General features: G+C 72.1%; 18 protein-coding genes and 1 tRNA gene. 9 read left to right on the top strand and 10 right to left on the bottom strand.

What is annotated here, in order from left to right; genetic code table 11:
- Positions 1-62 precede the first annotated feature (62 nt).
- Together ACZ42A_RS11385 and ACZ42A_RS11380 are read right to left on the bottom strand one after the other, a co-directional pair.
- The gene (locus tag ACZ42A_RS11385) at positions 63-1,166 is read right to left on the bottom strand and encodes a P1 family peptidase (RefSeq protein ID WP_468526941.1); all 1,104 of its coding nucleotides are present in this window, start codon (positions 1,164-1,166) and stop codon (positions 63-65) included.
- 92 nt (positions 1,167-1,258) lie between these two features.
- Complete coding sequence (locus ACZ42A_RS11380) at positions 1,259-2,497, bottom strand: low temperature requirement protein A (protein WP_468526940.1); 1,239 nt, start codon at positions 2,495-2,497, stop codon at positions 1,259-1,261.
- Between the two features lie 94 nt (positions 2,498-2,591).
- Here ACZ42A_RS11380 and ACZ42A_RS11375 point away from each other — a divergent pair, with 94 nt between their 5' ends.
- Complete coding sequence (locus ACZ42A_RS11375) at positions 2,592-2,777, top strand: hypothetical protein (protein WP_468526939.1); 186 nt, start codon at positions 2,592-2,594, stop codon at positions 2,775-2,777.
- Positions 2,778-2,871: 94 nt separating this feature from the next.
- On the opposite strand, the gene mscL is transcribed toward ACZ42A_RS11375, so the two are convergent.
- The 6 genes from mscL to ACZ42A_RS11345 form a co-directional block, all read right to left on the bottom strand.
- Positions 2,872-3,348: a large conductance mechanosensitive channel protein MscL gene (mscL, locus tag ACZ42A_RS11370; RefSeq protein WP_468526938.1), complete on the bottom strand. Its 477-nt coding sequence runs from the start codon at positions 3,346-3,348 to the stop codon at positions 2,872-2,874.
- A 138-nt stretch (positions 3,349-3,486) separates the two neighbouring features.
- A complete protein-coding gene (locus ACZ42A_RS11365) occupies positions 3,487-4,038 on the bottom strand; it encodes a hypothetical protein (protein WP_468526937.1) in 552 nt (183 codons plus the stop codon).
- A 194-nt stretch (positions 4,039-4,232) separates the two neighbouring features.
- A complete protein-coding gene (locus ACZ42A_RS11360; RefSeq protein WP_468526936.1) occupies positions 4,233-5,066 on the bottom strand; it encodes an S-methyl-5'-thioadenosine phosphorylase in 834 nt (277 codons plus the stop codon).
- 153 nt (positions 5,067-5,219) lie between these two features.
- The gene (locus ACZ42A_RS11355; protein WP_468526935.1) at positions 5,220-5,522 is read right to left on the bottom strand and encodes an FmdB family zinc ribbon protein; all 303 of its coding nucleotides are present in this window, start codon (positions 5,520-5,522) and stop codon (positions 5,220-5,222) included.
- Between the two features lie 67 nt (positions 5,523-5,589).
- The gene (locus ACZ42A_RS11350; protein WP_468526934.1) at positions 5,590-6,882 is read right to left on the bottom strand and encodes an MFS transporter; all 1,293 of its coding nucleotides are present in this window, start codon (positions 6,880-6,882) and stop codon (positions 5,590-5,592) included.
- Between the two features lie 294 nt (positions 6,883-7,176).
- A complete protein-coding gene (locus tag ACZ42A_RS11345; RefSeq protein WP_468526933.1) occupies positions 7,177-8,748 on the bottom strand; it encodes a potassium/proton antiporter in 1,572 nt (523 codons plus the stop codon).
- Positions 8,749-8,947: 199 nt separating this feature from the next.
- On the opposite strand from ACZ42A_RS11345, the gene ACZ42A_RS11340 reads away from it, so the two are divergent.
- Positions 8,948-11,755 carry a penicillin acylase family protein gene (locus ACZ42A_RS11340; RefSeq protein ID WP_468526932.1) on the top strand — a complete coding sequence of 936 codons (2,808 nt, stop codon included), beginning with the start codon at positions 8,948-8,950 and terminating at the stop codon, positions 11,753-11,755.
- Between the two features lie 56 nt (positions 11,756-11,811).
- On the opposite strand, the gene ACZ42A_RS11335 is transcribed toward ACZ42A_RS11340, so the two are convergent.
- Positions 11,812-12,438 carry a 5-formyltetrahydrofolate cyclo-ligase gene (locus ACZ42A_RS11335; RefSeq protein WP_468526931.1) on the bottom strand — a complete coding sequence of 209 codons (627 nt, stop codon included), beginning with the start codon at positions 12,436-12,438 and terminating at the stop codon, positions 11,812-11,814.
- Between the two features lie 93 nt (positions 12,439-12,531).
- Here ACZ42A_RS11335 and galU point away from each other — a divergent pair, with 93 nt between their 5' ends.
- The 7 genes from galU to ACZ42A_RS11300 all read left to right on the top strand — a co-directional run bounded on the left by galU (position 12,532) and on the right by ACZ42A_RS11300 (position 18,122).
- Entirely contained in the window at positions 12,532-13,434 is a 903-nt protein-coding gene (gene galU, locus ACZ42A_RS11330; RefSeq protein ID WP_468526930.1) for a UTP--glucose-1-phosphate uridylyltransferase GalU, read from the top strand.
- A gap of 5 nt (positions 13,435-13,439) precedes the next feature.
- A complete protein-coding gene (glp, locus tag ACZ42A_RS11325; protein ID WP_468526929.1) occupies positions 13,440-14,762 on the top strand; it encodes a molybdotransferase-like divisome protein Glp in 1,323 nt (440 codons plus the stop codon).
- A gap of 86 nt (positions 14,763-14,848) precedes the next feature.
- On the top strand, positions 14,849-15,361 hold the full coding sequence (gene moaC, locus ACZ42A_RS11320) for a cyclic pyranopterin monophosphate synthase MoaC (protein WP_468526928.1): 513 nt from the start codon (positions 14,849-14,851) through the stop codon (positions 15,359-15,361).
- Positions 15,358-15,873 (top strand): MogA/MoaB family molybdenum cofactor biosynthesis protein, encoded by a 516-nt coding sequence (locus tag ACZ42A_RS11315; protein ID WP_468526927.1) that lies wholly within the window; start codon positions 15,358-15,360, stop codon positions 15,871-15,873. The genes moaC and ACZ42A_RS11315 overlap by 4 nt, the downstream gene beginning before the upstream one ends.
- A complete protein-coding gene (locus ACZ42A_RS11310) occupies positions 15,870-16,493 on the top strand; it encodes a GNAT family N-acetyltransferase (RefSeq protein WP_468527283.1) in 624 nt (207 codons plus the stop codon). Before ACZ42A_RS11315 ends, ACZ42A_RS11310 begins: the two co-directional genes overlap by 4 nt.
- A 172-nt stretch (positions 16,494-16,665) precedes the next feature.
- A complete protein-coding gene (sepX, locus tag ACZ42A_RS11305; protein WP_468526926.1) occupies positions 16,666-17,964 on the top strand; it encodes a divisome protein SepX/GlpR in 1,299 nt (432 codons plus the stop codon).
- 84 nt (positions 17,965-18,048) lie between these two features.
- Positions 18,049-18,122: transfer RNA gene (locus ACZ42A_RS11300), tRNA-Ala, on the top strand.
- A gap of 131 nt (positions 18,123-18,253) precedes the next feature.
- Here the strand turns inward: ACZ42A_RS11300 and ACZ42A_RS11295 are convergent.
- Complete coding sequence (locus ACZ42A_RS11295) at positions 18,254-18,733, bottom strand: GNAT family N-acetyltransferase (protein ID WP_468526925.1); 480 nt, start codon at positions 18,731-18,733, stop codon at positions 18,254-18,256.
- Positions 18,734-18,786 lie beyond the last annotated feature (53 nt).

Here is an 18,786-nt window from a genome sequence, read left to right as displayed (position 1 = left end):
CCCACCCGATCCGACGATCAGTCAAAACCTCCTGTTCAGGCGCCCCTTGGCTGTCGGCGCCGTCAATCGGGCAGCACGTTCGGCGAGCTGCCGGCTCCCCTCCGTTCTCCCTCTCGACGCCCCCCGTACGGCTTCTCGTACGGCTCCCCGTACAGCTCCCCGTACGACGGCCACACCCCGCCCGGCCCGTCCACCGACTCGGCGGCGCGCACCGCGCGCACGATGGCGCGCGTCACCAGATCCGCGCCCGCGGCGAGGATCTCGTTGAGCGCGAGAGGGCTCCCGGCGTCGAGCGCACGCTCCCCCGTCGCCAGCGCGAACACGGTGTCGCCGTCGTTGAGCTGATGCACCGGCCGCACCGCGCGCGCGATCCCGTCGTGCGCCGTGCCGGCCAGCTTCTGCGCCTGCGCCTTCGACAGGTCCGCGTCGGTGGCGACGACCGCGAGCGTCGTGTTGAGCGGCGGCGGCGCGTTCCTGGCCGCGGTCTCGGCGAGGCGCCGCCGCGCGGCCTCGTGGACGTGCGCCTCCGGATAGCCCACGCGCCCCTGGAACAACTCTCCGTACAACACCCCCGTCTCCGGATCCTCCACGGCGCCCGCGGCGTTGGCCACCACCAGCGCCGCCACGGTGATCCCCGACTCCAGGACGGCGCTCGCGGTGCCGACGCCGCCCTTCAGCACGCCGACCACGGCCCCCGTGCCGGCGCCCACACACCCCTCGGGCACCGGCGCACCGGGCCCGGTGGCCGCGGCCGCCTCGACCGCGGCACGGCCGAGGGCCGCGTCCGGCCTGGCCCGGAAGTCGCCGCCGCGCCCCAGATCGAAGACGCACGCGGCGGGCACCACCGGCACGACGTGCGCCGGGTCCACCCCCACCCGCACTCCGCGCCCTCGTTCCTCCAGCCAGGCCATCACCCCGGACGCCGCGTCGAGCCCGTAGGCGCTGCCGCCGGTCAGCACGATCGCCTCGACCCTCTGCACCAGGTTGCGCGGGTCGAGCGCGTCGGTCTCCTTGGTGCCCGGCCCGCCGCCGCGTACATCCACGGCGGCGACGGCCCCGCCCTCCGGGGCGAGGACGACGGTGGTGCCGGTGAGCCACCCGTCCCCGGTGCGCGTCGCGTGTCCCACCCGCAGGCCTGCCACGTCCGTCAGAGCGTCAACAGTCATGGGGTCAGTCTGGCCCGCTCCGGCGAGCGCACGGCGCTCTGCTCCCAGTTCTCCTCTCTCGGTTCTCCTCCCCGGCTCTCCCCTCTCCGCGTTCAGACCGTGGGCGCGGGCTCGTTCGCCGCGCTCTCCCGGGCGGTCCTGCGCGCCGTCAGCGTCACGCCCGTCGCCACCGCCAGAGCCGTCACGACGCCCGCCGCGAGGACCGCCCAATGCCCCAGGAAGGTGCAGCAGATGACCAGCAGAGCGGTCACCGGCAGCACCGCCTGCTGGGCGAGGCCCACCTTGAAGTGACGCGAGTGCAGCGCCCACACGGTCAGCAGATAGAGCGCCGTCGGCAGGGTCACCGCGGCGGCGGCGGACAGCGTGGAGATGTGTGCCTTGCCGACCGCCTGCTCGACCGCCACCTCCAGGCCCGCGCCGATCGCGGCCGCCGAGGCGAAGATCAGGTAGTGGCCGTAGCCCCACAAAAACGCCTGCCGGTTGGAGCGCAGACGGCCGTGGATCGGCACCGCGAAGTAGATCCACCAGGCGGAGAACACGATCAGCAGGCCGCCCGCCGCGATCGGCAGCAGCTCGCCCAGCGCGTCGTTCTCGTCGACGCCCGACTTCACGGCCACCGTCGCCGCCGCGATGGTCTCGCCCAGCACGATGATCGTGAACAGCCCGTACCGCTCGGCGATGTGGTGCGGATGCCAGGACGTCGGGACGTCCTTCTCCGCGACGACCGGCACGCACAGCTCCGCGACCACCATCACGAGGAACACCCAGGGCCGCGCCGGCTCCGGCAGCACCACCAGCCCCAGCCAGCCGACCTGGCACAGCAGTACGCCGACCGCGTACCGCAGCGCCGTGGTCCGCTCCGGGCCCGCCGCCGATCTCGCGGCGCGCAGCCACTGCGGGACCAGCGCCAGCCGCATGATCAGGTAGCCGAGCCAGACGACGGTGAAGTCATGCTCGTCGAAGGCCCGTGACACACCCGCGGCCAGCACCAGGACACCGGCGATCTGGACCAGGGTGACGACGCGGTACAGGGCGTCGTCGTTGTCGTAGGCCGAGGCGAACCAGGTGAAGTTCATCCAGGCCCACCAGATGGCGAAGAACACCATCGCGTAGTTCAGGATGCCCTCGCCCGCGTGCCCCTCGGCGACGGCGTGCACCAGCTGGAGGCCCGCCTGGGCGACCGCCACGACGAAACACAGGTCGAAGAACAGCTCCAGTGGGGAGGCGACGCGGTGCGCCTCGTCGCGGCGCCGTGCGGTGAGTCTGCGCAGCGGCCTGCCGGGGGCCGGCCCGCCCGCCGGGGCGGGCGGGGGAGTCGAAGGGGACGTCATGAGTCCCAGAACAGCAGATACCGGGTGAAATTTCTTGTGAAGGTGTTCACAAGCACCCCGGCGTGGCCCAGCCCCGGAGCCGTACCCTGGGGGCATGAGCAGCACCGCCTCCAGCCCCGAACCGCGCGAATCCAAGGCCGCCCTGATCTTCGGCGACCCGCTGGACGAGCAGTCCTCCGACGACACGGACCGGGGCTGGGGCGAACGGCAGGGCACCGAGGGCGATGCCGCGGACGACCTGAAGCGCTTCCTCGACGAGAAGCCGCCGCACCACCTGTGAGCCGGCCGGGACGCACCGTCTCTCGCAGCCGGCCTGATCCGAACGACAGGCCCTAGGCCGTTTCCGCAAAGTCCCGCCTGCCCCGCGACACGACCTAGCGCTCGGTGTGGCCCGACCCTCGCTGCGCGACCAGCGCGTCGCGGATCTCCTTCAGCACCTCCAGCTCGGTCACCTCGACGACCTCCTTCGTGCCCTCGCGCTCCCTCCGGCGGGCCTCCTGCCGTGCCAGGTACTTGGACATCGGCAGGACCATCAGGAAGTAGACGACCGCCGCGGTGATCACGAAACTCAGCGTCGCGCCGAGGACCGAGCCCCAGAGGATCATGACCCCGCTCGTGACGGTCCCGTCCCGCCCCACCTCGCACGGACCCTTGAGACACGAGCTGTAGCTGTCGAGGTTCTTCGTGCCGATCGCTCCGACCAGCGGGTTGATGACCCCCTTCACCACCGAGTTGACGATGTTGGTGAAGGCGGCGCCGATGACCACCGCCACTGCCAGATCGACGACGTTCCCGCGCATCAGGAAGGCCTTGAAGCCCTGCCAGAGACTCGGTTCCTTCTTTTCGCTCACCTCGGGGCCTCTCCTCGCACGCACACGGTGTGGAATCAAACGCTCCGCAACCTACGTCACGGCGAGGCCGGGCTGTCCCCTGAGGTGGCTCGAACGAGCGACTTGACAGCACCTTGCCCAGCAGGCGCCAACCCCGGTTCAGCACAGCGTCACCGCCAGCCGCGCCGTCGCGCTCGCGCCGACCAGACGCGCGGCCGTGGCACGGGGGACCGACAGCACGACCAGCGCGCCGCCGTCCACCGCGTCGCCCAGCGGTTCGGGCACCTCGGTCACCCGCGCTCCGCGCGCGACCACGCGGGCCTGGCCGCCGGACGCCGTCTCCTCGGCGGCGATGACGTCGACCCGGTCGCCGGGCCGCAGCAGCCGCACCGTGGCGGCGTCCGCGATCCGCACCGGCGCGGTCACCCGCGCCGCGGCGGGCCGTCCCGGCACCCGGTCCGCCACCGGGTGGCCACGCGCCCGGTCGCCGGGAGGCGGCTCCGTACTCCGCGGACCGGCGGCCACCAGCGCGGCGGCGGTGACGGCGAGCCCGGCGGCCAGCGCCCGCTGCCGGTGCCGTACGAGCCGGCGCAGCCGATGGCACCCGCCGCGCACCCGGACGGGAGGGAAGTGCGGCACCTCGCGGGTGCCGGGTACGTCGGTGCCGGGCGGGCGCGGGGACAGGGAAGCGGACGAGGGAGCGAGGGTCACGTGGACCACCACCTTCGGCGAGCGAGCGAAGCGATCGGTTCGAGCCCACGATGAGGCTTCGCTCCGCCGCCCGCTGAGGCCGGTGGACTACCGACGGGTTGTGGAAAACCCCGTCACCGGAACGAGGCGCTCCGCAGCCGGAGTCCCACGGCGCCAGGTCCCGTCCGGCCTCCCGCTCCCCCGGATACGGACGGCTACGGCAGCTCGAACCCCGGATCCATCCCGCCCAGCGCCCTTGTGCACAGGCAGTCCCGCTCCTCGTTCGCGGGCAGCGCGGCCACCGCGTCGAACAGCACGCCCCGCAGCCGGTCCACGTTCGCCGCGAACACCCGCAGCACCTCGTCGTGCGAGACGCCCTCACCGGTCTCCGCGCCCGCGTCCAGGTCGGTGACCAGGGTGAGCGAGGTGTAGCAGAGTTCGAGTTCGCGGGCGAGCGCCGCCTCGGGGTGGCCCGTCATGCCCACCACCGACCAGCCCTGCGCCTGGTGCCACAACGATTCGGCACGGGTCGAGAACCGCGGCCCCTCGACGACGACCAGCGTGCCGCCGTCCACCGGCTCCCAGTCCCGGCCGCGTGCCGCCTTCAGGGCCGCCGCGCGGCCGGCGGGGCAGTAGGGGTCGGCCAGAGACACGTGCACCACGTTCGGCACGGTGCCGTCCGGCAGCGGCAGCCCGTCGAAGTACGTCGCGACCCGCGCCTTCGTACGGTCCACCAGCTGGTCCGGGACCAGCAGCGTGCCGGGCCCGTACTCGGGCCGCAGGCCGCCCACCGCACACGGGGCGAGGACCTGGCGCACCCCGACCGACCGCAGCGCCCAGAGGTTGGCCCGGTAGTTGATCCGGTGCGGCGGCAGATGGTGGCCGCGGCCGTGCCGGGGCAGGAAGGCCACCCGCCGGCCGGCGATCTCGCCGAGGAGGAGGGAGTCGCTGGGCGACCCGTAGGGGGTGTCCACCCGCATCTCGGTGACGTCCTCGAGGAAGGAGTAGAAGCCGGACCCGCCGATGACACCGATCTCTGCGTTCGCCATGACCAGCACAGTAGCCGCCGCGGGCAGCGCACAGGGACCCGCGCGGGAACGCGGAAGCCCTCGCCGGCCCCCGGGAAGCGCGAAAGCCTCCGCCGGCCCGGGAACGCGAAAGCCCCCGCCGTCGTGGGACGGCGGGGGCTGCGCGGAGGTGCGTTACGCGGCGGTGCCGGTCGAGGTGCTGGAGCCCGACGCCTTAGAGTCCGAGGACGAGGACGTCGAGGACGACGAAGACGAGGCGGACGACGACTTCGACGACGCCGGCGAGCTGCTCGACGAGGAGCCGCGGCTGTCGTTGCGGTAGAAGCCGGAGCCCTTGAAGACGATGCCGACGGCCGAGAACACCTTCTTGAGGCGGCCCTGGCAGCTGGGGCACTCGGTCAGGGCGTCGTCGGTGAACTTCTGCACCGCCTCGAGGCCCTCGCCGCACTCGGTGCACTGGTACTGGTAGGTCGGCACTGTCTTCCTCCTGGCACTCTCACTCAATGAGTGCTAACGACGGTCCATAGTGACGTATTCCAGCGGATCAGTCCACCGTCACCGGCGAGCGGTGACCCACGCCACGCGCGACGGTACGCGTGCGGGGCCGCGCCGAGAGGCGCGAGCGCAGTGCCAGCAGGGTCGCCAGGGCGAGCGCCGTGCCGCCCAGCGGCACCAGGAACCCGGCGCCGCCCCAGAAGCGGTCCTCCAGCTGTCCGGCGATGGTGACGGCGGCCGCCTGGCCGAGCGCGACCGCGCCGGTCAGCCAGGTGAAGGCCTCGGTGCGGGCCCCGGCCGGGACCAGGCTCTCGACCAGCGTGTAGCCGGTGATCAGGGCGGGCGCGATGCACATGCCGACCAGCAGACCGAGGCCCGCCAGGAGGAGCACCGAGTGGGCGGCCCACAGCCCGGCGGCGGCCAGCGCGAGCGCCGCGTAGCCGACGACCAGGCGCTGCTGCGGGGCGGCCTTCCACGCGATGGCGCCGCAGACGATGCCCGAGAGCATGTTGCCCGCGGCGAAGATCCCGTACAGGACGCCGTTCAGCCCCGGCTCGCCGATCGACTCGGTGAACGCGGCCAGCGAGACCTGCATGCCGCCGAAGACGGAGCCGATGCCGAGGAAGGCCACGATGAGGACGCGCACGCCGGGGACGCGCAGCGCGGACGTGTGCTCCACGCGCGCGTGGCCGCCGGTGGTGACGACCGGCTGCGTGCTCTTCTGCGCGGCGAACAGCAGACCGCCGACCAGGGTCAGGGCGGCCTCCGTGACCAGGCCCGCCGCCGGGTCGACGGTGGTGCACAGGGCGGTGGCCAGCAGCGGGCCGACGACGAAGGTCAGCTCGTCGGTGACGGACTCGAAGGCGGCCGCGGTGGTCATCAGGGGCGAGCCCTGGAGCTTCACGCCCCAGCGGGCACGCACCATGGGGCCGATCTGCGGCACCGAGGCGCCGGTGGGGACGGCCGCGAGGAACAGCGCCCACAGGGGGGCGTGCGCGAGCGCGAGCGCCGTCAGGGTGAGGCCCGAGACGGTGTGCACCAGCACGCCGGGGATCAGCACGGCGCGCTGGCCGAAGCGGTCCGCGAGACGCCCGCTGTAGGGCGCGAAGAGCGCCATGGAGACGCCGGTGACCGCCGCGGCGGCGCCCGCCGCGCCGTACGAGCCGGTGGTGTGCTGCACCAGCAGCACGATGGAGAGCGTGAGCATGGCGAACGGCTGGCGGGCCGCGAAGCCGGGCAGCAGGAACGTCCAGGCGCCGCGGGTGCGCAGCAGCTGCCCGTATCCCGGGCGGGAGGGCGCCGTCGTGTCCTTCGACGGCTCGGTGGTGACCGTGGACGCCACGGCCCGTGCCTTTCTGCCGCCTGGTAGCGCGGCCCCCGGGGTGGCGGGGCGGCGCCGAGAGCTGTCCTCTTGCGCGGAACTGCGGTAGATACCGGTGCTCACTGCGGGGAGCGGGCCGGCCGCCATACGGTCGCGCCAGCTCTGCGTCAGGCAGAGTTGGTTCGATCAGGTCTGGTCGACCTTCATGATACAGAGATCTACGCGCGTCGCACCTGTGAAAACGAGCACCATGCGGCCCGTCACCTGTGAAGGCCGGGCACGCGCGCCCTTCTCGTACCCGTGAGCGCCGAAGGCCTACGGCCCGTTCCCGCTCGTCCCCAGCCAGCCGGCCAGCTTGCCGCCCCGTCCCACCGCGCGCAGGCGCCGCTCGGCGGCGTCCCGGACCGGATCGGTGGCGACGACCAGCAGCTCGTCGCCGCGTCGCAGCACGGTCGAGGGGAGCGGCACGAACGACTTCCCGTCGCGGACGACGAGGGTGACCGCGGCGCCGGCCGGCAGCCGCAGCTCGTGGACCTCGACGCCGTGCATCTTCGACCCCTCGGGGATCGCGACGGACAGCAGATGCCCGCGCAGTCGCTCCAGGGGTGCCGACTCGATGCCGAGGTCGGCGGCCTCGGCCCGGTCGCCCAGGCGGAGCTTGCGGGCGAGCCAGGGCAGGGTCGGCCCCTGGACGAGGGTGTAGACGACGACCAGGACGAAGACGATGTTGAAGATGCGGCGGCTGCCCTCGACGCCGTTCACCATGGGGATCGTCGCCAGGATGATGGGCACGGCGCCGCGCAGGCCGGCCCAGGACATGAGCGCCTGCTCCGGCCACGGCACCCGGAACGGCAGTAGGCAGACCACAACGCTCAGCGGGCGCGCCACCATGGTCAGCGCGAGGCCGATGAGCAGCGCGGGCACGATGTCGTCGCCCAGCTCGGAGGGCGTGACCAGCAGGCCGAGCAGCACGAACATGCCGATCTGGGCGAGCCAGCCGAGCCCGTCGGCGAACCCGCGCGTGGCGGGCCAGTGCGGCAGCCGCGCGTTGCCCATCACCATCGAGGCGAGGTAGACGGCGAGGAAGCCGCTGCCGTGGGCCAGCGCGCCCGCCGCGTACGCCGCGACAGCGATGGCCATGACGGCGATCGGGTAGAGGCCGGAGGCGGGCAGCGCCACGTGCCGCAGGCCCCACGCGCCCAGCCAGCCCACCGCGAGGCCGATGGCGGCGCCGATGGCCAGCTCCAGGGCTATCTCGCCGAGCAGGGCGTACCAGTGTTCGATCGGGCCGGCGGTGGAGAAGGCCACCACCAGGATGACGACCGGGGCGTCGTTGAAGCCGGACTCGGCCTCCAATGTGCCCGTCACGCGCGCGGGGAGGGGTATTTTCCGCAGCACCGAGAAGACGGCCGCCGCGTCGGTCGAGGAGACGACCGCCCCGATGATGAGCGCCTGGCGCCATTCCAGGCCGATCAGCAGGTGTGCCGCCGTCGCGGTGACCCCCACGCTCACCGCGACCCCGACCAGCGCCAGCGCGGAGGCGGCCGGCAGGACCGGCCTGATCTCCTTCCACTTCGTGCCCAGACCACCCTCGGCGAGGATCACGACGAGCGCCGCGTACCCGATGACCTGCGTCAGCTCGGCGTTGTCGAAGCGGATCCCGCCGATCCCGTCCTGGCCCATGAGGACGCCGATGCCCAGGTACACGAGCAGGCTGGGGAGCCCGCTGCGCGAGGAGATCCGGACCGCTGCGACGGCGATGAGCAGGACGAGCGAGCAGACGAGCAGGAGCTGGTTGAGGTGGTGGACAGTCAGCGGCCGTTCCCTTCCCTGGTTCGCGCGCTCCCCGCGCGCGTGGATCTCCACGAATCCGACACGGAGCCGCACCCGCTCCGCACCAAGTACTTCGTTACCTTACCTAACTCTTGACGATTTCTTGACGTTCGCCCGGCAAGATCGAACGTCCGTGCGCGCTGGTTCCCGACTCCGCGTCAAGCGGGAGGGGGCCCTGCGCCTATGGTTGCTCCAGCGCTCATTGAAAGTCACAGCCCGACCTGCCGCTCGCGTTAGGACAGCAAGGACAGCGATGCCCCCCAACACCACCGCCTCATCGGGTCAGAAGCCCGGCAAGTCCGGCAGGAAAAAGGGGCGCAAAGCCCGTCTGATCGTGCTCGTGCTGGTGCTGGCCCTGATCGGCGGCGTCGCCTACGGGGCGTACTGGACCATCAGCACCGTCCGGGCCTCCTTCCCGCAGACCAAGGGTTCACTCACGCTCGACGGCCTCTCCGGACCCGTCGACGTGAAGCGGGACGGCTACGGCATCCCGCAGATCTACGCCTCCTCCGACGAGGACCTGTTCATGGCGCAGGGCTACGTCCAGGCGCAGGACCGGTTCTACGAGATGGACGTGCGCCGCCACATGACGGCCGGGCGCCTGTCGGAGATGTTCGGCAAGAGCCAGGTCGACAACGACGAGTTCCTGCGCACCCTGGGCTGGGAGCGGATCGCGCAGGAGGAGTACGACACCAAGCTGTCGGCCTCCACCAAGAAGTACCTCCAGGCCTACGCCAAGGGAGTCAACGCCTACCTGAAGGGCAAGGAGGGCGAGGACATCTCCCTGGAGTACGCCGCCCTCGGCTTCAGCAACGACTACAAGCCCCGGGAGTGGACCCCGGTCGACTCGATCTCCTGGCTGAAGGCGATGGCCTGGGACCTGCGCGGCAACATGCAGGACGAGATCGACCGCGCCCTGATGACCAGCCGCCTCGGCCCGAAGCAGATCGCCGACCTGTACCCGGAGTACCCGTACGACCGGAACAAGGCGGTCGTCCAGGAAGGCGGGTACGACGAGCTCACGCAGACGTTCGAACAGGGCGCGGGCTCGGGCACGTCCACCGGCGCCTCGACCGGCACGGCCGGCGCCGCGGGCACGGCCGGGGCGTCCACGGGGACCGCGGCGGGCACGGCGGCGGGCACCGGCTCGCCCTCGGCCACCGACGCGCTCCAGACCCAGCTGGCGGGCCTCCAGGAGGTCCTGGACGACCTCCCCACGGCCGTCGGCGTGAACGGCAACGGCATCGGCTCCAACTCCTGGGTCGTCGGCGGCGCGCACACCATCACCGGCAAGCCGCTGCTCGCCAACGACCCGCACCTGTCGCCGTCGCTGCCGTCCGTCTGGTACCAGATGGGCCTGCACTGCCGGTCCGTGTCCCGTACGTGCCAGTACGACGTCTCCGGGTACACCTTCGCGGGCATGCCCGGCGTGATAATCGGCCACAACAAGGACATCGCCTGGGGCCTGACCAACTCCGGCGTCGACGTCAGCGACCTCTACCTGGAGAAGCTCACCGGCGACGGCTACCTGTACGGCGGCAAGGTGGTCCCCTTCAAGACCCGCGAGGAGACCATCAAGGTCGCCGGCGGCGCCCCGAAGAAGATCGTCGTCCGGGAGACCAACAACGGCCCCCTGCTGTCCGACCGCGACGACGAGCTGGTGAAGGTCGGCAAGAAGGCCACCGTCGACACCGCAGCGCCCGACCGCGGCGACGGCTACGGCATCGCCCTGCGCTGGACCGCGCTCGACGCGGGCCGGACCATGGACGCCGTCTTCGCGATGGACAAGGCGGCGAACTGGGACGACTTCCGCGCGGCGGCCGCCCTCTTCGAGGTGCCGTCCCAGAACCTCGTCTACGCCGACACCCGGAACCACATCGGCTACACCCTGCCCGGCCGGATCCCCACGCGCGCGCAGGACCACGACGGCTCCGTCCCGGCGCCCGGCTGGGACCCGCAGTACCGCTGGACCGGCTACGTCGAGCAGGACGAACTGCCCTACGAGTACGACCCGGAGCGCGGCTACATCGTCACCGCCAACCAGGCCGTGGTCGACGAGAAGTACCCCTACACGCTGACCACGGACTGGGGCTACGGCACCCGCAGCCAGCGGATCACCGACCTGATCGAGTCGAAGATCAAGGGCGGCGGCAAGGTGTCCACCGAGGACATGCGCCAGATGCAGACGGACAACAGCAGCGAGATCGCCAAGCTGCTGGTGCCGCAGCTGCTGAAGATCGACATCGGCGACAAGGACGTCCGCGAGGCGCAGAAGCTGCTGGAGGGCTGGGACTACACCCAGGACGCCGATTCGGCCGCGGCCGCCTACTTCAACGCCGTCTGGCGCAATGTCCTCAAGCTGGCCTTCGGCAACAAGCTGCCCAAGGAGCTGCGGGTCAAGGGCCAGTGCCTGTGGGTCGAGCCGGTCGACACCACCGGGCCCGTGGACGACGACCGCCGGGTGCGCGAGTGCGGCCAGCGCGACGCCGACGAGGCTCAGCCGGACGGCGGCGACCGCTGGTTCGAGGTGGTCCGCAACCTCATGGACGACCAGGACAGCGACTGGTGGACGGCGCCCGAGAACGGCACCCGCCCCGGCGCGGACAACCGCGACGAGCTCTTCGAGCGCGCCATGATCGACGCCCGCTGGGAGCTGACCGCCAAGCTGGGCAAGGACATCGACACCTGGAGCTGGGGCCGGCTGCACCGCCTGTTCCTGAAGAACCAGACCCTCGGCACCGAGGGCCCCGGTTTCCTCCAGTACGCCCTGAACCGCGGCCCCTGGAAGCTCAGCGGCGGCGAGGCCGCGGTCAACGCCACCGGCTGGAACGCCGCCGGCGGCTACGGCGTCGTCTGGGTGCCGTCGATGCGGATGGTGGTCAACCTCGGCGAGCTCGACAAGTCGCGGTGGATCAACCTCACCGGCGCCTCCGGGCACGCCTACAGCGCCCACTACACGGACCAGACGGGCAAGTGGGCCAAGGGCGAACTGCTGCCGTGGTCCTTCTCGGAGAAGGCGGTCGACAAGAGCACGACCGACACCCTGGTCCTCAAGCCGTGAGCGACTGACGAAGCAGAACGCGAAGGGGCCCTCCACGCGCGCGTGGAGGGCCCTTTTCACATCTCCGAGGCTCCGAAGCGGCGCACGCCGGACGGGGTCACCACCGCGTGCACCGGCCGGTCGTGCTCCTCCTCCGGGACGCGCTCGACGACCTCCGTGTCGTACAGCAGCACCACCAGCGCCGGGTGGGCGCCCGCGCGCTCCAGCCGGGCCAGGACGCGGTCGTACGATCCTCCGCCGCGCCCCAGCCGCATGCCGCGCGCGTCGACCGCGAGGCCCGGCAGCAGCACGACGTCGGCCGCGGTCACCGCGTCCGGCCCGAGGCGGTCGCCGACGGGTTCCAGGAGGGCCATCTTCCCGCCGTGCCGGACCTCGGCGAGGGAGCCCTCGCCGGCGTACTCGCCCCAGTCGAGGTCGTTGTCGGGCAGCAGGGCCGGAAGCAGGACGCGCACGCCCCGCGCGCGCAGCGCGTCGAGCAGCGCGCGCGTCCCCGGTTCACTCCCCACGGACACATACGCCGCCACCGTGCGCGCCTGCGCCAGCTCGGGCAGCTCCAGCGCCCGACGGGCCAGTGCCGCCTCCGATTCCCGCACGTCATCCGCCGTCAACCTGTTCCTCACGGCGATGAACTCGCGTCGCAACCCTCGCTTGTCAGGATCGGCCGAAGGTCCGCTGTGGCTCACCTGTCACTCCCGTACGGTTCCAATGTGCTCATATGAGCGTCAACTAACCGGAGCCTCAGATTCCCTACAAAGGCACCGGATATGGTGTCGGGCATGACTCAGTCGCACCCCAGGATCAGCAAGGCTGTCATTCCCGCAGCCGGCCTCGGTACCCGGTTCCTGCCGGCCACCAAGGCCACTCCCAAGGAGATGCTGCCGGTTGTGGACAAGCCGGCGATCCAGTACGTGGTCGAGGAGGCCGTGTCGGCGGGCCTCGACGACGTCCTCATGATCACGGGCCGCAACAAGCGCCCCCTCGAGGACCACTTCGACCGCAACTACGAGCTGGAATCGGCCCTGGAGAAGAAGGGCGACGCCGAACGGCTCGCCAAGGTGCAGGAGTCCAGCGACCTGGCGACGATGCACTACGTCCGGCAGGGCGACCCCAGGGGCCTCGGCCACGCCGTCCTGTGCGCCGCTCCGCACGTCGGTGACGAGCCGTTCGCCGTCCTCCTGGGCGACGACCTGATCGACCCCCGCGACCCCCTGCTCAAGCGGATGATCGAGGTCCAGGAGCAGCACGGCGGCAGCGTCGTCGCGCTCATGGAGGTCGCGCCCGAGCAGATCCACCTCTACGGCTGCGCCGCCGTCGAGTCCACCGCCGACGGCGACGTCGTCAAGGTGAACGGCCTGGTGGAGAAGCCGGATCCGGCCGATGCCCCGTCCAACTACGCCATCATCGGCCGTTACGTCCTCGACCCGCACATCTTCGACATACTGCGCAAGACCGAGCCGGGCCGCGGCGGCGAGATCCAGCTGACCGACGCCCTCCAGCAGCTCGCGCAGGACGAGAAGGTCGGCGGCCCGGTGCACGGCGTCGTCTTCCAGGGGCGCCGCTATGACACCGGCGACCGTGGCGACTATCTGCGTGCCATTGTCAGACTCGCGTGCGAACGTGAAGACCTGGGCCCGGAGTTCCGGACCTGGCTTCGCAGTTTCGTCACCGAGGAGATGTAGCCACCTTGAGCACCGCCGCGCCCCGCGCCACCGGCCAGGACCACCTCTGGTCGGTGGACGAACACCTGGAGGACATCCTCGACACCGTCCGCCCCCTCGAACCCATCGAGCTGAACCTGCTCGACGCCCAGGGCTGTGTCCTGGTCGACGACATCACGGTGCCGGTCTCCCTGCCGCCGTTCGACAACAGCTCCATGGACGGGTACGCGGTGCGGGTCGCGGATGTCGCGGGCGCGAGCGAGGAGTTCCCCGCGGTGCTCGACGTCGTGGGCGACGTCGCGGCGGGCCAGGCCGACCTGCTCCAGGTGGGCCCCGGCCAGGCCGCCCGCATCATGACGGGCGCCCCGCTGCCGCCCGGCGCCGAGGCCGTGGTCCCCGTGGAGTGGACCGACGGCGGCCTCGGCGAGGGCCCCGTCACCGGGATGCGCGCCCGCAGCCTCGCCCCCGAGGGCGCCGGCGGCCAGGTGCGCGTGTACCGGCCGTGCGAGGCACGCGCGCATGTGCGCGCGAAGGGCAGCGACGTGAAGGCCGGCGAGCGCGCCCTCGACGCCGGCACCGTCCTCGGCCCGCCGCAGATCGCGCTGCTCGCCGCCATCGGCCGCGGCACGGTCCGCGTGCACCCGCGCCCGCGCGTGGTGGTGATGTCCACCGGCAGCGAACTCGTCCAGCCCGACGAGGAGCTGTCCGGCGGCCAGATCTACGACTCCAACAGCTTCGCCCTCACCGCCGCCGCGCGGGACGCCGGGGCGATCGCCTACCGGGTGGGCGCCGTCGCCGACGACGCCGAGACCCTGCGCACCGCCATCGAGGACCAGCTCGTCCGCGCCGACCTCATGGTCACCACGGGCGGCGTCAGCGTCGGGGCGTACGACGTCGTCAAGGAGGCGCTGTCGCACGTCGGCGACGAGGACGAACCGGGCAGCGGCGTCGAGTTCCGCAAGCTCGCCATGCAGCCCGGCAAGCCGCAGGGCTTCGGCTCCATCGGCCCCGACCACACCCCGCTGCTCGCCCTGCCCGGCAACCCGGTGTCGTCGTACGTCTCCTTCGAACTGTTCGTCCGCCCCGCGATCCGCACCCTCATGGGCCTCAAGGACGTGAACCGGCCCCGGACCCGCGCCACCCTGACGGCGGACAAGCCGCTGACCTCGCCCAAGGGCCGCAGACAGTTCCTGCGGGGCGCCTACACCGACGGCACGGTGACCCCGGTCGGCGGTGCCGGGTCCCACCTGGTCGCGGCCCTCGCGCGCGCCGACGCGCTGATCGTCGTGCCCGAGGACGTGGAGTCCGTCGAGCCCGGCACCGACGTCGAGGTGATCCTGCTCGGCTGACCGCCTCCGGTTGGAGGTACCGTGTCGCGCACAACAGGCCCGCGCGCCGCACCGCGCGGGGCCCGGACCGGGAGCGCCACACGATCATGACTGTGCCTTCCCGGGGGGAGACCCCCGGACCCCCTGTGCAGGACCGACTGACACACATCGACGACGCGGGCGCCGCCCGGATGGTCGACGTGTCGGACAAGGACGTGACCGCGCGCACCGCCCGCGCCAGCGGACGCGTCCTCGTCTCGCCCCGCGTGGTCGAGCTGCTGCGCGGCGAGGGCGTCCCCAAGGGCGACGCCCTGGCGACCGCGCGGATCGCCGGGATCATGGGGGCCAAGCGCACCCCGGACCTGATCCCGCTGTGCCACCCGTTGTCGGTGTCGGGTGTGAAACTGGACCTGTCGGTCGCGGACGACGCCGTGGAGATCACCGCCACGGTGAAGACGACGGACCGCACGGGCGTCGAGATGGAGGCCCTGACCGCGGTCTCCGTCGCCGCGCTCACCGTGATCGACATGGTCAAGGCGGTCGACAAGGGAGCGGTCATCACGGACGTGAGGGTGGAGGAGAAGACGGGCGGCAAGTCGGGCGACTGGAGCCGGGCATGAGCGCCGGGGGCGCGCCGTACCGCGCGCTGGTCGTCACCGCCTCCAACCGGGCCGCCGCCGGCGTCTACGAGGACAAGGGCGGCCCGCTGATCGCGGACGCCCTCAAGGCGTTCGGGTTCGACGTCGACGGCCCGCAGGTCGTCCCCGACGGGGACCCCGTGGAGGCGGCCCTGCGCGCGGGCGTGGACGCCGGGTACGACGTGATCGTCACCACGGGCGGCACCGGCATCTCGCCCACCGACCGCACCCCGGAGGCCACCCGCGCGGTGCTCGACCGCGAGGTGCCGGGCATCGCGGAAGCGATCCGCGCGTACGGCCGGGACAAGGTGCCGACCGCCGTGCTCTCCCGGGGTCTGGCCGGAGTGGCGGGCCGGACCCTGATCGTCAACCTGCCCGGCTCGACCGGCGGCGTGCGCGACGGACTGGCCGTCCTGGAACCCCTGCTGATCCACGCCGCCGACCAGATCCGCGGCGGCGACCACCCCAGACCTTCCCGTGGGGGTGCGAGCTGAGCAGCGCATCGTGGCCCGTCGAGCTGGCCGAGGGAGATGTCGTCCTCCGGCCGATAAAGCTGCGCGACCAGCGGGCCTGGCGCGAGGTCAACCGGCGCAACCGGGACTGGCTGCGCCCCTGGGAGGCGACCATCCCGCCGCCCGCGCCCGGCGGGCCGGTCACGCACCGGCCGACCTACCGCCAGATGGTCCGCCATCTGCGCTCCGAGGCGAACGCGGGCCGGATGCTGCCGTTCGTCATCGAGTACCAGGGGCGGCTGGTCGGGCAGTTGACGGTCGCCGGGATCACCTGGGGCTCGATGTGCTCCGGGCACATCGGCTACTGGGTGGACGAGGCGGTGGCCGGCCGCGGGGTGATGCCGACCGCCGTGGCGCTCGTGGTGGACCACTGTTTCCGCACCGTCGGACTGCACCGCGTGGAGGTCTGCATTCGCCCGGAGAACGCGCCCAGCCGCCGGGTCGTGGAGAAACTCGGATTCCGCGAGGAGGGGCTGCGGCCCCGTTATCTCCACATCGACGGAGCCTGGCGCGACCACCTCGTCTTCGCGCTCACCGCGGAAGAAGTGCCCGACGGGCTGCTGAACCGGTGGCGGCGGAGTCGGGCGCGGAGCAGTAATTGAATAAACGTTCGAAATTGATCGCCCGGTGACCGACTCGGGGCTTTGAATTCACGACCGGAGCGGTCCGCTGATCGCATCCATCACAAAAAAAGCCAGAAATATCAGCCAGATCGTGCGACACACCGGCTCAATTGGCGGATGGCCTCACGCAAACCCCTCTACCGTGTGAGGCGTGAGCAGCAGCGGCCTCATCTACGCAGTCATCGTCGGGGCCTGGGCCGCCTACTTGGTGCCGATGTGGCTCCGTAGGCAGGACGAGCTGAACGAGGCCCGTCCGACGGAACGCTTCAGCACAGCCATCCGGTTGTTGTCCGGACGGGCCGGGATGGAGCGCCGGTACGCCAAGGACCTGCAGGCGCGCTCCGCCGACGAGGAGGAGCCCGCCCTGAGCGACCCGGACGCGGTCACCGACTCGGTGGACGTCCGGGCCTTCGCCGTGCCCCCGACCCGCCCGCACACGCAGGTGCCCCTGCCGGCACGCGGCGCGGAGCGGCCGGAACCGGCACGGGAACGGGCGCCCGCCCCGGTGGACGGGTCCGGTGACGCGCCCGCCCGCGGATCGGGGTCCGCGGGCGGGCCCGCCTCGGGCGGCGCGCCCGGACAAGCGCCATCGGGCAGTGCCCCCGCGCGCGGATCCGGTGCGGTACCCGCCCGTCAGCAGGTGCCGCCCGCTCGGCGTGCGCCTGGAGCGGAGGCCGCCGCGGCGCGCGCCCGGCGCTCGAAGGTGCTCGCGCGCCGCCGACGCACCACCGTGATGCTCTTCCTCGCCTTCACGCTGGGCTCGATCGTCGCCGCGGTCGGAGGGCTCGCCTTCCTGTGGGCGCCCGGCGTGCCCGCCGTGCTGCTCAGCGCGTACATCGCCTATCTGCGCTCCCAGGAGCGCCGCCGCTTCGCGTACCAGATGGACCGCCGCCGCGCGGAGGCCGCCGCCCAGCGGCTGCGCGAGCGGGCGCGCCAGTCGCGCCGGCAGCCGTCCGCGCCCACCGACAGCGACGAACCCGACGAGGGCCCGGAGCCGGAGGCCGACCCCGGCCTGTCGGCGCTCGCCGCGGACCGGCGGGCGCTCGTCGAGCAGACCGATCACGCCGAGTGGGTCGACCAGCAGCGCGAGCGGCAGCGGCGGCCGGGGCGCGGGGAGAGCTGGGAGCCGGTCCCGGTCCCGCTGCCGACGTATGTGACTGCGCCGGTGGCACCGCGGGCCACGGCCGACGTCGACCTCGGCGCGCCGGACGCGTGGAGCTCGGCGCGCTCCAGCCCCGTCGCGCGGGAGGAGGAGAGCCGGGCCGCCGGCGAGTCGTCCGAGGGGGAACCGGGCGACGGAGAGGCGGACCGAGCGGGAGACCGGCCGGAGGGCGACGGGCGCAGTGACGCGCGGCGGGCCGCTTCGGCGCGGCGGGCGCGGGAGCGGGGGCGTACGCCGCTGTTCGATCAGTACGAGGACGGGGACCGGCCGCGCGCGGCCAACGAGTAGGGGCCCGCCGGGCCCCTGGTGGCCCCGACCAGGAGCGGATTTCCAAGCAGGCCGATCGGGGTGCTAAAGTTTCACTCGTTGCAAGGGCCTGTGGCGCAGTCCGGTAGCGCACCTCGTTCGCATCGAGGGGGCCAGGGGTTCAAATCCCCTCAGGTCCACGCAGCATAGAGCCCCGTCGGGAAACCGACGGGGCTCTATCGTTTTCTCTGCCACTTGAGGGACCGTGACGGCCCCTCAAGTGGCCCGTGTCACAGGGCCGACAGGGCCCACAGGACCGCCACGGAGGCCCTCACAGCGCCTTCGCGTAGCACCGGCTCGACTCGTGGAAGCGGTAGTAGCCGAACTTGGCGCACGGCTCGTAGCCGCTGGAGGTGTACAGGCCGATGGCCTCCGGCTGCTCGGTGCCGGTTTCCAGGACCATGCGGATACGGCCGGCCGCGCGGGCGTCCTCCTCCAGGGCGGTCAGCATGCGCCGGGCGAGGCCGCGGCCGCGCATCTCCCTGATCACGTACATCCGCTTCAGCTCGGCGTCGCCGTCCTCGTTGCCCTCGTCGTTCTTGTCCTGGCGCCGCCAGCCGCCGGTGGCCACGGGGCGGTCCTGCTCGTCGTAGGCGATGAAGTACACGCCGTTCGGGGGGTCGAAGTCGGACGGGGCGAGCGGGGTGGCGTCGCCCTCGCCGCCGCCGTAGCGCTCCTGGTACTCGGCCTGGACCTCGTCGTTGAGCTTGACGGCGTCGGGGTGGTCGAAAGCAACGCGGCGTATATTCATGTGAGGCATCGTACTTCTATGCAGATGGCGAATCCGGACTTCGTCCAGTGTGC

This window comes from Streptomyces sp. NPDC030838, assembly GCF_055572035.1.
This window is presented reverse-complemented; position numbering and strand designations above follow the sequence as displayed.

What these genes read in the sequence shown, in the direction of transcription:
- ACZ42A_RS11385 (WP_468526941.1), bottom strand. Translation starts at nt 1,166, where the DNA reads ATGACTGTTGACGCTCTGACGGACGTGGCAGGCCTGCGGGTGGGACAC.
- ACZ42A_RS11380 (WP_468526940.1), bottom strand. Translation starts at nt 2,497, where the DNA reads ATGACGTCCCCTTCGACTCCCCCGCCCGCCCCGGCGGGCGGGCCGGCC.
- ACZ42A_RS11375 (WP_468526939.1), top strand. Translation starts at nt 2,592, where the DNA reads ATGAGCAGCACCGCCTCCAGCCCCGAACCGCGCGAATCCAAGGCCGCC.
- ACZ42A_RS11360 (WP_468526936.1), bottom strand. Translation starts at nt 5,066, where the DNA reads ATGGCGAACGCAGAGATCGGTGTCATCGGCGGGTCCGGCTTCTACTCC.
- ACZ42A_RS11340 (WP_468526932.1), top strand. Translation starts at nt 8,948, where the DNA reads ATGCCCCCCAACACCACCGCCTCATCGGGTCAGAAGCCCGGCAAGTCC.
- galU (WP_468526930.1), top strand. Translation starts at nt 12,532, where the DNA reads ATGACTCAGTCGCACCCCAGGATCAGCAAGGCTGTCATTCCCGCAGCC.
- moaC (WP_468526928.1), top strand. Translation starts at nt 14,849, where the DNA reads ATGACTGTGCCTTCCCGGGGGGAGACCCCCGGACCCCCTGTGCAGGAC.
- ACZ42A_RS11315 (WP_468526927.1), top strand. Translation starts at nt 15,358, where the DNA reads ATGAGCGCCGGGGGCGCGCCGTACCGCGCGCTGGTCGTCACCGCCTCC.
- ACZ42A_RS11295 (WP_468526925.1), bottom strand. Translation starts at nt 18,733, where the DNA reads ATGAATATACGCCGCGTTGCTTTCGACCACCCCGACGCCGTCAAGCTC.